At 58.5% G+C, this 13,923-nt stretch carries 11 protein-coding genes; 6 read left to right on the top strand and 5 right to left on the bottom strand.

All coding sequences use genetic code 11. From position 1 onward, the window contains the following. Positions 1 to 12 precede the first annotated feature (12 nt). Positions 13 to 978, bottom strand: a complete 966-nt coding sequence (locus tag C6V82_RS12895) for a LysR family transcriptional regulator (protein ID WP_102586337.1) — start codon at positions 976 to 978, stop codon at positions 13 to 15. Positions 979 to 1,104: 126 nt separating this feature from the next. On the opposite strand from C6V82_RS12895, the gene C6V82_RS12890 reads away from it, so the two are divergent. The 6 genes from C6V82_RS12890 to C6V82_RS12865 all read left to right on the top strand — a co-directional run bounded on the left by C6V82_RS12890 (position 1,105) and on the right by C6V82_RS12865 (position 8,788). Beyond that, positions 1,105 to 2,043, top strand: a complete 939-nt coding sequence (locus C6V82_RS12890; protein ID WP_102586338.1) for a sodium-dependent bicarbonate transport family permease — start codon at positions 1,105 to 1,107, stop codon at positions 2,041 to 2,043. A 157-nt stretch (positions 2,044 to 2,200) separates the two neighbouring features. Then, complete coding sequence (locus C6V82_RS12885; protein ID WP_102586339.1) at positions 2,201 to 3,370, top strand: isovaleryl-CoA dehydrogenase; 1,170 nt, start codon at positions 2,201 to 2,203, stop codon at positions 3,368 to 3,370. An 11-nt stretch (positions 3,371 to 3,381) separates the two neighbouring features. Beyond that, a complete protein-coding gene (locus C6V82_RS12880) occupies positions 3,382 to 4,989 on the top strand; it encodes a carboxyl transferase domain-containing protein (RefSeq protein ID WP_102586340.1) in 1,608 nt (535 codons plus the stop codon). A gap of 7 nt (positions 4,990 to 4,996) precedes the next feature. Then, positions 4,997 to 5,824: an enoyl-CoA hydratase/isomerase family protein gene (locus C6V82_RS12875; protein ID WP_102586341.1), complete on the top strand. Its 828-nt coding sequence runs from the start codon at positions 4,997 to 4,999 to the stop codon at positions 5,822 to 5,824. Beyond that, positions 5,821 to 7,884 (top strand): acetyl/propionyl/methylcrotonyl-CoA carboxylase subunit alpha, encoded by a 2,064-nt coding sequence (locus C6V82_RS12870; RefSeq protein ID WP_102586342.1) that lies wholly within the window; start codon positions 5,821 to 5,823, stop codon positions 7,882 to 7,884. The genes C6V82_RS12875 and C6V82_RS12870 overlap by 4 nt, the downstream gene beginning before the upstream one ends. Positions 7,885 to 7,888: 4 nt before the next feature. Then, a complete protein-coding gene (locus C6V82_RS12865) occupies positions 7,889 to 8,788 on the top strand; it encodes a hydroxymethylglutaryl-CoA lyase (RefSeq protein WP_102586343.1) in 900 nt (299 codons plus the stop codon). A gap of 167 nt (positions 8,789 to 8,955) precedes the next feature. On the opposite strand, the gene C6V82_RS12860 is transcribed toward C6V82_RS12865, so the two are convergent. The 4 genes from C6V82_RS12860 to C6V82_RS12850 all read right to left on the bottom strand — a co-directional run bounded on the left by C6V82_RS12860 (position 8,956) and on the right by C6V82_RS12850 (position 13,846). After that, the gene (locus tag C6V82_RS12860; protein WP_219724460.1) at positions 8,956 to 9,852 is read right to left on the bottom strand and encodes a hypothetical protein; all 897 of its coding nucleotides are present in this window, start codon (positions 9,850 to 9,852) and stop codon (positions 8,956 to 8,958) included. A gap of 480 nt (positions 9,853 to 10,332) precedes the next feature. Continuing rightward, entirely contained in the window at positions 10,333 to 12,027 is a 1,695-nt protein-coding gene (locus C6V82_RS12855; protein WP_102586344.1) for an ATP-dependent nuclease, read from the bottom strand. Positions 12,028 to 12,309: 282 nt separating this feature from the next. Next, positions 12,310 to 12,888: a hypothetical protein gene (locus C6V82_RS18040; protein WP_146009652.1), complete on the bottom strand. Its 579-nt coding sequence runs from the start codon at positions 12,886 to 12,888 to the stop codon at positions 12,310 to 12,312. 103 nt (positions 12,889 to 12,991) lie between these two features. After that, positions 12,992 to 13,846, bottom strand: coding sequence for a DUF2971 domain-containing protein (locus C6V82_RS12850; protein WP_102586345.1), 855 nt, complete (start codon positions 13,844 to 13,846; stop codon positions 12,992 to 12,994). Positions 13,847 to 13,923 lie beyond the last annotated feature (77 nt).

Genomic DNA, 13,923 nt, shown 5'->3' with positions numbered 1-13,923 from the left:
TGAACGTCGTGGTCACGAGTTGGCGGCCACCCCCACCCCTTCCAACAACCCTGCCAGTTCGTTGCACAGGAAGTGAGGCTCCACACACTCGTGAAGGTGCGCCTCGGCGAAGCGCAGCAACCCCAGCGACGCATGCGAAAGCCGCCGGTCACGGCGCACGATGAACTGCCAGTGGCTCTCGATCGGCAGCCCCGCCACCGGCAGGATCACCAGATCCGGGTGCTCGGGTGGCAGCACATGTTCGGAAAGCACGGCAAGCCCCAGCCCCGAGGCGACCCCGACCCGGATCGCCTCGTTGCTGGCCATCTGCAGGGTCGGCCCGAGCGTCAGGCCCTGCTCCTGTAGCCAGCTCTCGAACAGCATGCGGGTGGCCGACCCCGGCTCACGCAGCAGAAACCGCTCGGCCAGCAGCTCGCTCATCGCCACCTGTCGGCGTCCCGCCAGCGGGTGGCCCCGGGGCGCCACGGCCACCAGGGGGTTGCGCAGAAAGCGACCGGCGCGGGCATGGGCAAGCGAAGGCGGATGACTGAACACATAGAGGTCGTCATCCTGGCGCTCGAAGCGGGTCAGCACCTGACGACGGTTACCGATATGCAGGGTGACATCCACCTCGGGAAAGGCCCGGCTGTATGGGCCGAGCAGGCGCGGCAGCACGTACTGGGCAGTATTGACCAGGGCGATGGAGCAGCGTCCGCGCGCCCCGCCGCGCAGCGAAGCCAGGTAGTCCTCGAAGTCATCGAAACGCCCCAGCACCTCACGGCTGGCGCGGTAGAGCTCGCCACCCGCTTCGGTGGGCACCAGCCGCCCGTGCCGGCTCTCGAGCAGCGGTTCGCCCACCGTCTCGGCCAGGCGTTTGAGCTGCTGGGAGACCGTGGGCTGGGTGAGGTGCAGCCGGCGCGCGGCCTCGCTTACCGAGCCCGCATGGACCACGACGGCATAGACCTGCAGCAGACGAAAGGTGAGATGTCGGATGTTCATTGCCGGAGTGCCTCGGCCTCATATAGATAGTTATCTATAGTGCAATGCCGAAGACTTTATTGGAATCAATGTGCTGAACTTCGCAGAATGCGTGGCGTTTTTCCCTAGCCACCAGAGACCCCTTCCATGCCCGATATCGTAGTGATGTTCTTCCTGCTCGGCCTGCTGGCCGGGCTGGTGAAATCCGACCTGGCCATCCCCAAGGCCGCCTACGACACCCTGAGCCTGCTGCTTATGCTGACCATCGGCCTCAAGGGCGGCATGGCGCTTTACGGCAACCTGGGCTGGTCGCTGGTGCCGGAACTGCTGGCCGTGGCCGCACTCGGCGCACTGATCCCGCTGGTGCTGATGCCAGTGCTGCGCCGGCTGGTGCGCCTCTCGCCCGCCGACAGCGCCAGCCTCGCCGCTCACTACGGCTCGGTGAGCGCTGGCACCTTCGCCGTGGCCCTGGCCTTCGCCGATGGGCGCGACCTGCCCATCGGCGCCGAGGTCACCCTCTACCTGGTGATGATGGAACTGCCGGCGATCATGGTGGCCATCGCCCTCTATCGCCGCTACAAGGGCAGCGACTCCGGCGAGGCCTTGCAGGGCATCTGGCACGAGACCCTGACCAACCGCGGGGTGATCCTGCTGGCGGGCGGCGCGGTGATCGGCGCCATGTACGGCCCCATGGAAGGCGCCAACGTCACCGACCTGCTCACCGCCGCCTTTCATGCCGTGCTCGCGCTCTTCCTGCTGCAGATGGGGTTGACCGCCGCCGAGACCCTGCGACCCATCCCCTGGTACCACTGGCGTCTGCTCACTTTCGCCCTGATCACCCCATTGGTGCTGTCGCTGGCCGGCTTGACCGTGGGCCTGGTCCTGGGGCTGCCGACCGGGTCGCTGCTGATCCTCACTGCACTCGCCGCCAGTGCCTCGTACATTGCCGCGCCGGCCGCCATGCGCACCGCCATCCCGGAGGCCAACATCGGGCTGGCCATGCTCGCCGCGCTGGGCGTCACCTTCCCGCTCAACGTGATGCTTGGCATCCCCCTCTACCACTGGCTGATCACCGGACTTGCCTGACCCCCTTCGACATTCGTCGAAGCCGCTAAAAGCTGCACTTTACGTTAACGTCAACCTCGCCTAGTCTTGTCCCATCTGCCATTTTGATGACATCTGTTTGCCTGTGGCGCCGCCGCCCATGCGTTCGGCGCTTCACCTGACAAGACGGGAGCACGCCATGCACACGCCCTACCAGCCCCTCGATTTCGGCCTCGCCGACGAGCTGAACATGCTGCGCGATCATGTCAGCGCCTTCGCGCGCGACGAGATCGCTCCACGCGCCGCCGAGATCGACGAGAAGAACGAGTTCCCCAACGACCTGTGGCAGAAGTTCGGCGACATGGGCCTGCTGGGCATTACTGTCTCCGAAGAGGACGGCGGCAGCGGCATGGGCTACCTGGCGCACTGCATCGCCATGGAAGAGATCTCCCGGGCCAGCGCCTCGGTGGGCCTCTCCTACGGCGCGCACTCCAACCTGTGCGTGAACCAGTTGAAGATCAACGCCAATGCCGAACAGAAGGCCAAGTACCTGCCCAAGCTGATCAGCGGCGAGCACGTCGGCGCACTGGCGATGTCCGAGCCGGGCGCCGGTTCCGACGTGGTCTCCATGAAGCTGCGCGCGCGTCACGAAGGCGACCACTACGTGCTCAACGGCAACAAGATGTGGATCACCAACGGCCCCGACGCCGACGTGCTGGTGGTGTACGCCAAGACCGACCCGGAAGCCGGCTCCAAGGGCATCACCGCCTTCATCATCGAGAAGGACATGCCCGGCTTCTCCACCGCCCAGAAGCTCGACAAGCTCGGCATGCGCGGCTCCAACACCTGCGAGCTGGTGTTCCAGGACTGCGAAGTGCCCATCGAGAACGTGCTCGGCGAAGAGGGCCGTGGCGCCAAGGTGCTGATGAGCGGGCTGGATTACGAACGCACCGTGCTGGCGGCGGGCCCCATCGGCATCATGCAGGCGGCCATGGATGTGGTGGTGCCTTACATCCACGAGCGCAAGCAGTTCAACCAGTCGATCGGCGAATTCCAGCTGGTGCAGGGCAAGATCGCCGACATGTACACCACCCTGAACGCCTGCCGCGCCTACCTCTACGCGGTGGCCGCCGGTTGCGACCGTGGCCAGACCTCGCGCAAGGACGCCGCCGGCGTGATCCTCTACTGCGCCGAGAAGGCCACCCAGGTGGCCCTGGACGCCATCCAACTGCTCGGCGGCAACGGCTACATCAACGAATACCCGACCGGGCGCCTGCTGCGCGACGCCAAGCTCTACGAAATCGGCGCCGGCACCAGCGAGATCCGCCGGATGCTGATCGGTCGTGAACTCTTCAACGAGTCCAAGTAAGGGAGCCGGCAATGGCGATTCTGAACACCCAAGTCAATCCGCGCAGCGAGGGCTTCCAGGCCAACGAGGCGTCCATGCGCCGCGAGGTCGACAAGCTGCGCGAGCTGACCGCCGCCATTCGCCAGGGCGGCGGCGAGAAGGCCCGTGTGCGCCACGAATCTCGCGGCAAGCTGTTCGTGCGCGACCGCATCGACCACCTGATCGACGAGGGCTCGCCGTTCCTCGAGTTCTCGCCGCTGGCCGCCCATGAGGTCTACGACAGCGACGTGCCCGCCGCCGGCGTGGTCACCGGCATCGGCCGTGTCTCGGGCGTGGAGTGCGTGATCGTCGCCAACGACGCCACGGTCAAGGGCGGCACCTACTACCCGCTCACCGTTAAGAAGCACCTGCGCGCCCAGGAGATCGCCCGCAAGCATCGCCTGCCGTGCATCTACCTGGTCGATTCGGGCGGCGCCTTCCTGCCCCGCCAGGACGAGGTGTTCCCGGACCGCGACCACTTCGGGCGCATCTTCTACAACCAGGCCACCCTCTCCGCCGAGGGCATCCCGCAGATCGCCGTGGTGATGGGCTCGTGCACCGCCGGCGGCGCCTACGTGCCGGCCATGGCCGATGAATCGATCATCGTGCGCGAACAGGGCACCATCTTCCTGGGCGGCCCGCCGCTGGTGAAGGCCGCCACCGGCGAGACCATCAGCGCCGAGGACCTGGGCGGCGCCGAGGTGCACGCCAAGAAGAGCGGCGTGGCCGACCACTACGCCGAGAACGACGCCCACGCCCTGCAACTGGCCCGCGCCTGCGTGTCGCGACTCAACTGGCAGAAGCGCGGCCAGCTTGCCATGCAGGCGCCCAAGCCGCCGCGGCTCGACCCCAGCGAGCTCTACGGCATCGTCGGCACCGACCTCAAGAAGCCCTACGACGTGCGCGAGGTGATCGGGCGCATCGTCGACGACTCCGATTTCGACGAGTTCAAGCGCTACTATGGCGACACCCTGGTGACCGGCTTCGCGCACATCCACGGCTACCCGGTCGGCATCGTCGCCAACAACGGCGTGCTGTTCTCGGAATCCGCCGTCAAGGGCGCGCACTTCATCGAGCTGTGCGCCCAGCGCAAGATTCCGCTGGTGTTTTTGCAGAACATCACCGGCTTCATGGTGGGCTCGAAGTACGAGCACGAAGGCATCGCCAAGCACGGCGCCAAGCTGGTGACCGCCGTGGCCTGCGCCCGGGTGCCCAAGTTCACCGTGCTGATCGGCGGCAGTTTCGGCGCCGGCAACTACGGCATGTGCGGCCGCGCCTTCGAGCCCAACCTGATGTTCATGTGGCCCAACGCCCGCATCTCGGTGATGGGCGGCGAACAGGCCGCCGGCGTGCTGGCCCAGGTCAAGCGCGAGCAGCACGAGCGCGAAGGCCGCGAATGGTCGAAGGAGGAGGAAGAGGCCTTCAAGCAGCCGACCCGCGAACAGTACGAGCACCAGGGCCACCCCAACTACGCCAGCGCCCGGCTGTGGGACGACGGCGTGATCGACCCCGCCCAGACCCGAGACGTGCTGGGCCTGTCGCTCGCCGCCGCCATGAATGCCGAGGTTCAGGAAACGAAATTCGGCGTGTTCCGGATGTGAGGTCGTGATGACACAGACATATTCCCAGCTGACCATCGACGAGCGCGGGGTCGCCTGGCTGACGCTGGAGCGCCCCGAGGTCCACAACGCCTTCGACGACAGCCTGATCGCCGAGCTCAACACCCACCTGGAACGCCTGCACGTGGCCGCCGAACGGGGCGAGATTCGCCTGGTGGTGCTGGGCTCCGAGGGCAAGAGCTTCTCCGCCGGGGCGGATCTGGGCTGGATGCAGCGCATGGTCGAATACGATTTCCAGGGCAACCTGGCGGATTCGCGCAAGCTCTCGGCCCTGATGCATGGCCTGGACACCCTGCCCTGCCCCACCGTGTGCCGCGTTCAGGGCGCGGCCTTCGGTGGCGCCGTGGGCCTGGCCGCCTGCTGCGATATCGTGATTGCTTCCGAGAAGGCGCGGTTCTGCCTCTCGGAGGTCAAGATCGGCCTCTCGCCGGCGGTGATCAGCCCCTATGTGCAGCGGGCCCTGGGGGCGCGGCAGATGCGCCGCTATGCGCTCTCCGCCGAGGTCATCGATGCTCCCACCGCGCTGTCACTAGGCCTGGTGCACCAGGTGGTCGCACCCGAGGCCCTCGATGACGCCGTGGCCGCCATGCTCGAGACCCTGCTTGCCGGCTCGCCCCAGGCCCAGCGCGCCACCAAGGCGCTGCTCTTCGAGGTGGCCCGCGAGCCCGACAGCAAGGCCACCCGCGAACGCACCTGCCAGGTGATCGCTGAGCTGCGGGTAAGCGCCGAAGGCCAGGAGGGCCTGGCCAGCTTCTTCGAGAAGCGCCGCCCGAACTGGACACCGACTGACAAGACCGCCACGGAGCGAGACGCATGAGCCTCTCCCCAGTTTCACCCCGCCCCACGTTCGATACCCTGCTGGTCGCCAACCGTGGCGAAATTGCCTGCCGGGTGATGCGCACGGCGCGCGCCATGGGCCTGCGCACCATCGCCGTCTACTCCGACGCCGATGCCAACGCCCGCCATGTGCGCGAAGCCGATGAGGCCGTGCGCCTCGGCCCCGCCGCCGCCCGCGAAAGTTACCTCAAGGTCGAGGCCGTGGTGGAAGCCGCCCTGCGCGTTGGCGCCGGCGCCATTCACCCCGGCTACGGCTTTCTCTCCGAGAACGGCGCCTTCGTCGAAGCGCTGGACGAGGCCGGCATCACCTTCGTCGGCCCGCCCGCCTCGGCGATTGCCGCCATGGGCGACAAGTCCGCCGCCAAGGCGCGCATGGCCAACGCCGGCGTGCCGCTGGTGCCCGGCTACCACGGCGACGACCAGGACGACGCCCTGCTGCGCGCCGAAGCCGGCAAGATCGGCTACCCGGTGCTGCTCAAGGCCAGCGCCGGGGGCGGCGGCAAGGGCATGCGCGTGGTGGAGTCCGACGCCGGCTTCCAGGCCGCGCTGGATGGCTGCCGCCGCGAATCCCGCGCCGCCTTCGGCGACGACCGCATGCTCATCGAAAAGTACCTGACCCAGCCGCGCCATGTGGAAGTCCAGGTGTTTTGCGACACCCACGGCAACGGGGTCTACCTGTTCGAGCGCGACTGCTCCGTGCAGCGCCGCCACCAGAAGGTGCTCGAAGAAGCCCCCGCCCCGGGCATGACCGACGCCCTGCGCCGCGAGATGGGCGAGGCCGCCGTGCGCGCCGCCAAGGAGATCGGCTACGTGGGCGCCGGCACCGTCGAGTTCCTGCTGGACGCCGACGGTTCGTTCTTCTTCATGGAGATGAACACCCGCCTGCAGGTGGAGCACCCGGTCACCGAGATGATCACCGGCCAGGACCTGGTCGAATGGCAGTTGCGCGTGGCCATGGGCGAGCCGCTGCCGCTGGCCCAGCACGAACTGACCATCACCGGCCACAGCTTCGAGGCGCGGCTCTACGCCGAAGACCCCGAGCAGGACTTCCTGCCCGCCACCGGCACCCTGACCCGCTTCGCCATGGACCTGGAAGGCGCGTGCCTCGATCCGGCCAAGGTACGCCTGGACAGCGGCGTGGAAACCGGCGATGTGGTCTCGATGCACTACGACCCGATGCTCGCCAAGCTGATCGTGCATGGCGGCGACCGTGTGCAGGCGCTGGCCACCCTCAACCGCGCGCTGGCCGCGCTGGACGTGCAGGGCGTGGTCACCAACCGCGCCTTCCTGCAGCGCCTGGCCACCCACCCGGCCTTCAAGGCGTGCGAGCTCGACACGCGCTTCATCGAACGCCACGAAGACACCCTGTTCGCCCCCGCCGAGGTCGACCTGGCCGCCTACGCCGGTGCCGCGCTGATCGGCTTGAACCAGCTCTCCCGCGAGTGCGAAAGCGACTCCCCCTGGGACCGCCACGACGGCTTCCGGCTCAACGCACCGCACACCATCCGCATCGCCCTGTGCCCCACCGGCCACAACCTGGCCAACGCCCAGGCGCCGGATGCCGACGGCGTGCTGGTCGTGGAAGGCACCCGCGAGACCGACGACGACCCCTGGCACCTGACCATTCGCGGCGAAACCCTCACCGCCCGCCTGCAGCACCTGGAAGGCGACGCCGTGGCGGTGACGCTCAACGGCCACCGCCGCCGCCTGCAGGCCCGCCTGGAAGACAGCGGCCTGGTGGTGATGGCCGACCCGCGCGGCGAAACCCGGCTGTTCTGGCGGCGCATCGACGCCATCGACCACGGCCAGCACGAAACCGAAGCGACCCTCACCGCGCCGATGAACGGCACCGTGGTGGCGCTGCTGGTGGAACCCGGCCAGCGGGTCGAGAAAGGCATCCCGCTGATGGTCATGGAAGCCATGAAGATGGAGCACACCATGGCCGCCCCCGCCGACGGCCACGTGGCCAGCTTCCACTTCAACGCCGGCGACACCGTCAACCAGGGCGATGTGCTGCTCGAGTTCGCCCCGGAGGAATGAGCCCATGACATTTCCCAAGCAGGTGCGTCTGGTGGAGGTCGGCCCCCGCGACGGGCTGCAGAACGAAGCCGAGCCCATCGACACGGCCACCAAGCTCGAACTGATCGACCGGCTTGGCGCCGCCGGCATCCGCACCATCGAAGCGGCCAGCTTCGTCTCACCCAAGTGGGTGCCGCAGATGGCCGACCACCGGGAGGTGATGACCGGCCTCGCCCGCCGCGACGGCGTCACCTACACCGCGCTCACCCCCAACCTCAAGGGGCTGGAGGCCGCGCTGGAGTGCGGCGTGGAGGAAGTCGCGGTATTCGGCGCGGCCAGTGAGGCCTTCTCGCAGAAGAACATCAACTGCTCGGTGGCGGAATCGCTCACCCGCTTCGAGCCGGTGCTGGCACGCGCCCGTGACGCCGGCGTGCGTGTGCGCGGCTATGTCTCCTGCGTGCTGGGCTGCCCCTACGAAGGCGAGATCGCCCCGGTCAAGGTGGCCGATGTCTCCCGGGCGCTGTACGAGATGGGCTGCTACGAAATCTCGCTCGGCGACACCATCGGCACCGGCACCCCGCTCAAGGCCAAGCGCATGATCGACGCCGTGGCCCGCGACATCCCCATGGTCAAGCTTGCCGCCCACTTCCACGACACCTACGGCCAGGCGCTGGCCAACCTGTACGCCGTACTGGAGCAAGGCATCGGCGTGGTCGACAGCTCCGTGGCGGGCCTGGGCGGCTGCCCCTACGCCAAGGGCGCCTCCGGCAACGTCGCCAGCGAAGATGTCGTCTACCTGCTCAACGGCCTGGGCATCGACACCGGCATCGACCTCGACGCCCTCGCCGCCACCGGCACCTGGATCACCCAGACCATCGGCCGGCCCAACCGATCCAAGGTCGGCGTGGCGCTCGCGGCCAAATAACCCAACGGCCAGAACGACAAAGCCCCAAACCATGGTGAATGGCTTGGGGCTTTGGGTGGATCGTTGAGCTAGAGTTTAAGGTGGGCAGTTAACATGGTGCGAAGCGGGCCCTTGTATTGGGGCGGAGCAGCAATGGAAAAGACGTCGTCATGCATACGACTGTTATGTTACTGATTGAAAAGATCGTAATTTTCGCCCCCTTTTATTTCTTCCAGATCACGAAAAATCAGCTTAGGCCTCCTTGCGTTAAGCTGCCCCTTTTCATCCAAACGACTTACTCGCCCATAAAGCCGACATTCAGAAAATATAAGATGTTTATACTGAACAATACTGCCAATTTCAGGATAGGAGGTTAGAATATGATTATTATATTTGAAGCCCATCGAGTTTGAGGTCTTGTTCTCCCTCGTTATTTCACCTTCAAGAACAACCTCAGCACCATGCTCAAGCTCAGGAAAAAGAATTTCGTCTTCCTCCTCTTTATCATCCTGGCAGAATATGTGCTTTTCACTACTATCTATCGTAACTTCATCCAGAGCATCTTCTACAAAAGAGCCAATAACTAAACACCTACCATCGGCAATATTAGCTGCAATATTTTCTAGAATAGTGGTGGGACATTGACTATAAATTTCTAACACGTGCTTCGGCACGTACAGAACCTCTCCCTGAGAATTCACTATGCCTATCAAGCTACTGGAACTATCAAACTCGACGTCAGAAAATTTACGAATCGAAACATCACCCATGTGTTTACCAATACGGGCGAACCATTTTATTCCATCAATAGATGCGCGAAAAACATCTTTAAATCCGAATTCGGAAAAATCCTTTTCGGCCATCTTCTGCGCTGCTTTGGTTAAGTAGGCTGTTGCAACAACACCTAGGCCTGCCTGTGCCCAACCGGCTACTGTTTCAGGTATCAAGGCTTCCCAAGAGCCCTTCTTAATACGTACTGGTATCTCAAAGTCCAAGCTTTGGAGCTCTGGTGCCAGCTTACCAATAAAGTAACGGAGGGCGGAATCAAACCCCACTAATGCTTGGGCCTGTTTTCGCCCATCCATCAACCCATCTTAGACAAGAGGGCCATCATACTTGATGTAACCCAAATATTTTTCTTCTTCCATGGTGCCCTCGTATTAGATAAGACTTAACGGTAAGCTGAGCTGGGGACTTGGAGCGTAAAGCCCGTCCGGCGCGGGCTCGGTAGGCCCAGAGCGAACTCGAGCGACTTGTTGGGCATTTTTACCATCGATATGGTCACGGTGTGGACTTTAATTTTGGGACACCAAAATCTGCGAAGCCTGATCAATCTGTTCCAATTGAGGTCTGTCCGCGATTTCCTCTCTTCCCAGCGTAAAGTAACTCACTGGAAACAATTGGCGTTTGTCTCGAATTTATTACCACAACTTTCGTATTTATATTATGACCCTGCTAGCAGTTCCGTCATTCATGGTACTTGATGTATATTCCTCGACGTCTAAAACCTTGCTCACCGGTCAATTAGGAGCATAGCGAGTAACTGATCCGTGTGCAGTAAACTGTTAGCTTTCAACCATTCTCTCCAGACTTCTAACCACTGCATCTATAGAGCTTCGCTTGTGGCTATTCAACGAATTTTCTGGGTCGCTTTTGACACAATTTGCAACAACATGCTTTACTCTCGCCTCAACTACAGTACTCCAGGGCTTTCCTTGCGAAAGAAAGGCCTGCTTAACTCTGTCGCTCCATTTTTTATTACTTCTAAATTCCGCACAATCCAAGTCGACGCCATATTCATCATAAACTCGACCGTTATAGAGATCAGAATTCAAACAGTCTTCAAACTCCGAGTTCGGAGACCCATTGCAGTTTATGAATGTATTTGACTTTATATCTATAAGACCTTCTCTTTCGGAATCATTATAAGACTTTCTTCCAGCCTCATCGTTATCAAGCATGGTATGGAACACGCAAAGAGAATTCTTTAACAACGTTAGTTTATAGGGTAGATTTCCTGCTCCACCAATGGACTCAACAATAAGCATATGACTGTCAATCATCTGCCTCAACTTTGTGCTTAAGTGCCTAAGCAATGCTTTCATAGACAGCACATCATCTTCGCCCTCAACAACAAGGACAAAGCCAGCATTCGTTAGATTATCTGAGGCTTTAATGCCTAAAAGGTCACGTATTTGCTTTACATTCTTTGCTGGTGATGCCGAGCCACTATCAATGATAACGTTCGTCTTAATTTCGTGACGATCGACGAATAAGGGGTTATGAGTTGACAAGATAACCTGATTTTCTTCAGATAATTTGTTTATAACCTCCAAGAGTTGGTGAATAGCAGCAGGATGTAAGTGTAACTCTGGCTCTTCGATCGCAATTATTGAAGCGCCATATGAACTTAAACGATCTTTTAGAAGACTTAAAGCAGCCAAGCTCTTAACTCCGTCACCCTTGAAAGCAAGGCTGGTTGGGGTGCCATCATCCACAATGATTTCAAAATCTCGACGAAGCGAGCTTCTTCTTGTATCATTTGGTATTTCAATACTCACCCCTTTTATGCCGGGCAGAAACTGCTCTAACGGTTCCTTAATTCTGTCGCTCAAAGAGTCAAGTATTGGCTGCTGTAGATCTCTAATCGTTTGCAACGCCTTAATATAATTATCATCATCCTCAAGCACTCTCAACCTTTGAGACAACATTCTTCCAACAACTTCGATTGCCTCCTGATCAGTCCTAACAGCTGGTATATAGTTGAATATTATCTTATCTGCAACAAACTTCGCTATCTGACCGGATTTATCGTTTAAAGCCTTTGACCCTTTTCCACTCTTAGAAACCTCAATACTTGGCACGCTATCTTTCCCGATTTTAATAACAATCGGCAACGCCCCGTTCAAGTTTGACTTGATTGTTTCTTTAAACTCAGCAATTTCACCTTCATCAAGTTGAAATTCTATCCTAATTATTGTTTGGGTTCCTGACTTTCTTCCTTGGAGATTTATAGGAAAATCACGCTCCCAAAAATATGTTCGCTCATCCCTTCGCGATATAGGTCTCGCAGTTCTTCTTCCAAACCTATGGTCTATTGCGTGTCTCTGAAGTGATGTCATTGCAACGTCTAGAGCTCTTAAGAGGTTTGATTTTCCTTCATTATTACGTCCTATCAATACAGTAGTATATGACACTGATACCTTGTGAGCTTTTGTGATGCTTCTGTAGTTTGTTACAGAAAAATTTACCAATTCCATAAAGTTCCCACACGTGTACTCATAGAGTTAACAGTTAAGCAATGTTACCTAGCTTGCTTTCTTCACTGTAAACCATTGTTGTTTATTAAGGATAATAATAATCAGGCAGCTTATGCAGAATTCGCGCTCTTGCGTTTATTGTAGGGGGCCAATAATACGGGATGCATATCTAACAGAGCAGGTAGCGCAGGATATGAACGAGTGATCTGACTGCCAAAGCAGATGGTTCGCCGTCAAAACAAATTACGGTCAAGAACAAATTCGGGGCTGTACCCGATTTCTCTATTCCACGTTGTCTGCCGGAAATATCTCTATCATAATTGAATTATCAGGAGCGTTTGAAACGCTGAACTTCCTACCAGCCACACCAAAAGTCTGCAAGGTACATACCTCTATTTTGTTGAAGCCCATACGCTTCAGGACGGGATAAAGTTGCTTTGCCAAGTTCGTTGTCTCTTTGCATCCAGGATAGCCTAGCGTAATGTGAGATCGGTTAATTCTGCCCGCATATCTTTTTGAGAATTCCTCAATCTCTTGAGTCAGATACTGAACATCTTCTTGTGTAACTTCACGTTGCTTGAGTCCAGTGTATTTGTCGCCAATCTCTCCATAGTTTTGTCCCGTATTGACATTCTTACCAGTGATACTAGGTTGAGGAGCTTCTTGTTTTTCTATAGCCGACTGAGGTGGAGGCACAGCATTAACCTCAAACCATAGGAACTTAGCGTGTCGTCCTTTAGCCCTATCGATATTGTATTGAACAAACAAAATCAAAAGCATAGTTGCAGCTAGCAACAACACACCAAGCACTGCCCATTGAAGAGCTTGGTTGGTTAGCAGTAATTCGATAACTCTATCCATATTTCTCTCTATCTGACTGCCAAGCAACTAACGCCACGCATAACGGGCCGATTTGTGGAGCGACCAGCGGAACAAAGCGGTCCCGTTGATGCGCTTGTTAACTCTAGCGGACTTTGCCTGAAAGATTGCTGGCTTCTGTTTTAGCTGATGGGTTGTATTTATCCACTAGCGAACTAACTATCATTTTCTCAGCTTCATCCATCTTTGGGCCCAGCACTATTTCCATTTTTGAAAAGGCGTCATCAGAAATATCTAGATAGAAATACTCCCTTGACACGCCCTCCCCAATACTTCTTAGCCTATTTATCATCAATTCGTAGTACTCCTCTTCAGACATTTTGCCCGCCAAGCTTCGAGGAGCCGCATTAAAACAGTTAATCCGGAACCGCCATTCTTTTTGAAACGACCATACCGTGCTCTTGTACTTTGCAATCTCATTAGTGGAAATCTTGGTGTTATTGCTTTCCTTATCATACTCTAGATATGCGCGGCTCAATACACTTTCATCATCAGTATAGATAACCGAAAAAGGCCAAACATCTTCATTAAAAGAAGTCGGCATTACAAAATAGTCCTCCCCATGAAGTTCTTCATAAGGCAGATAGCAGTAGAGCTTGATTTTTGCACCTGCAGGCGCTGAACCTGTATCTGCTAGCTCTAAAAAAGAGGGAACATCCTCTTTACTGAAAGAGTGTTTTTTGAACATTTCGGTTGGCAATTTTATTCTTACGCCGCACATCTCTTTAGTGTACATATGCCACAAAGGTATTGATTCCTTCGGGTCAGACGTCCAGCAACTGACAAAATAGTACTTCCTCCAATCAACCGGATCGGTGGAGCTCCCTTCTGTCATATCATCTAATAGATCCAACCTCGAGAACCGGATCTTTCTCGATGACAAGATGTGAGTAAGTCCCTCTAGGCTCGTGTAGTGATATAGTGCTTCAGGTTTATCCATATTTCTCTTTTGAGTTAACAGGTATTAGATAGCACGCTCGTTCATTATCTAGCCCGCCCTTCTCACTGTAACCCATT

The sequence above is a fragment of the Halomonas urumqiensis genome (genome assembly GCF_003028575.1).
GTDB lineage: Bacteria > Pseudomonadota > Gammaproteobacteria > Pseudomonadales > Halomonadaceae > Halomonas > Halomonas urumqiensis.
This window is presented reverse-complemented; position numbering and strand designations above follow the sequence as displayed.

Bases quoted from the DNA above. Each gene is read 5' to 3' on its own strand.
- C6V82_RS12895 (WP_102586337.1), bottom strand. From the start codon at position 978: ATGAACATCCGACATCTCACCTTTCGTCTGCTGCAGGTCTATGCCGTC.
- C6V82_RS12890 (WP_102586338.1), top strand. From the start codon at position 1,105: ATGCCCGATATCGTAGTGATGTTCTTCCTGCTCGGCCTGCTGGCCGGG.
- C6V82_RS12885 (WP_102586339.1), top strand. From the start codon at position 2,201: ATGCACACGCCCTACCAGCCCCTCGATTTCGGCCTCGCCGACGAGCTG.
- C6V82_RS12880 (WP_102586340.1), top strand. From the start codon at position 3,382: ATGGCGATTCTGAACACCCAAGTCAATCCGCGCAGCGAGGGCTTCCAG.
- C6V82_RS12875 (WP_102586341.1), top strand. From the start codon at position 4,997: ATGACACAGACATATTCCCAGCTGACCATCGACGAGCGCGGGGTCGCC.
- C6V82_RS12870 (WP_102586342.1), top strand. From the start codon at position 5,821: ATGAGCCTCTCCCCAGTTTCACCCCGCCCCACGTTCGATACCCTGCTG.
- C6V82_RS12865 (WP_102586343.1), top strand. From the start codon at position 7,889: ATGACATTTCCCAAGCAGGTGCGTCTGGTGGAGGTCGGCCCCCGCGAC.
- C6V82_RS12860 (WP_219724460.1), bottom strand. From the start codon at position 9,852: ATGGATGGGCGAAAACAGGCCCAAGCATTAGTGGGGTTTGATTCCGCC.
- C6V82_RS12855 (WP_102586344.1), bottom strand. From the start codon at position 12,027: ATGGAATTGGTAAATTTTTCTGTAACAAACTACAGAAGCATCACAAAA.
- C6V82_RS18040 (WP_146009652.1), bottom strand. From the start codon at position 12,888: ATGGATAGAGTTATCGAATTACTGCTAACCAACCAAGCTCTTCAATGG.
- C6V82_RS12850 (WP_102586345.1), bottom strand. From the start codon at position 13,846: ATGGATAAACCTGAAGCACTATATCACTACACGAGCCTAGAGGGACTT.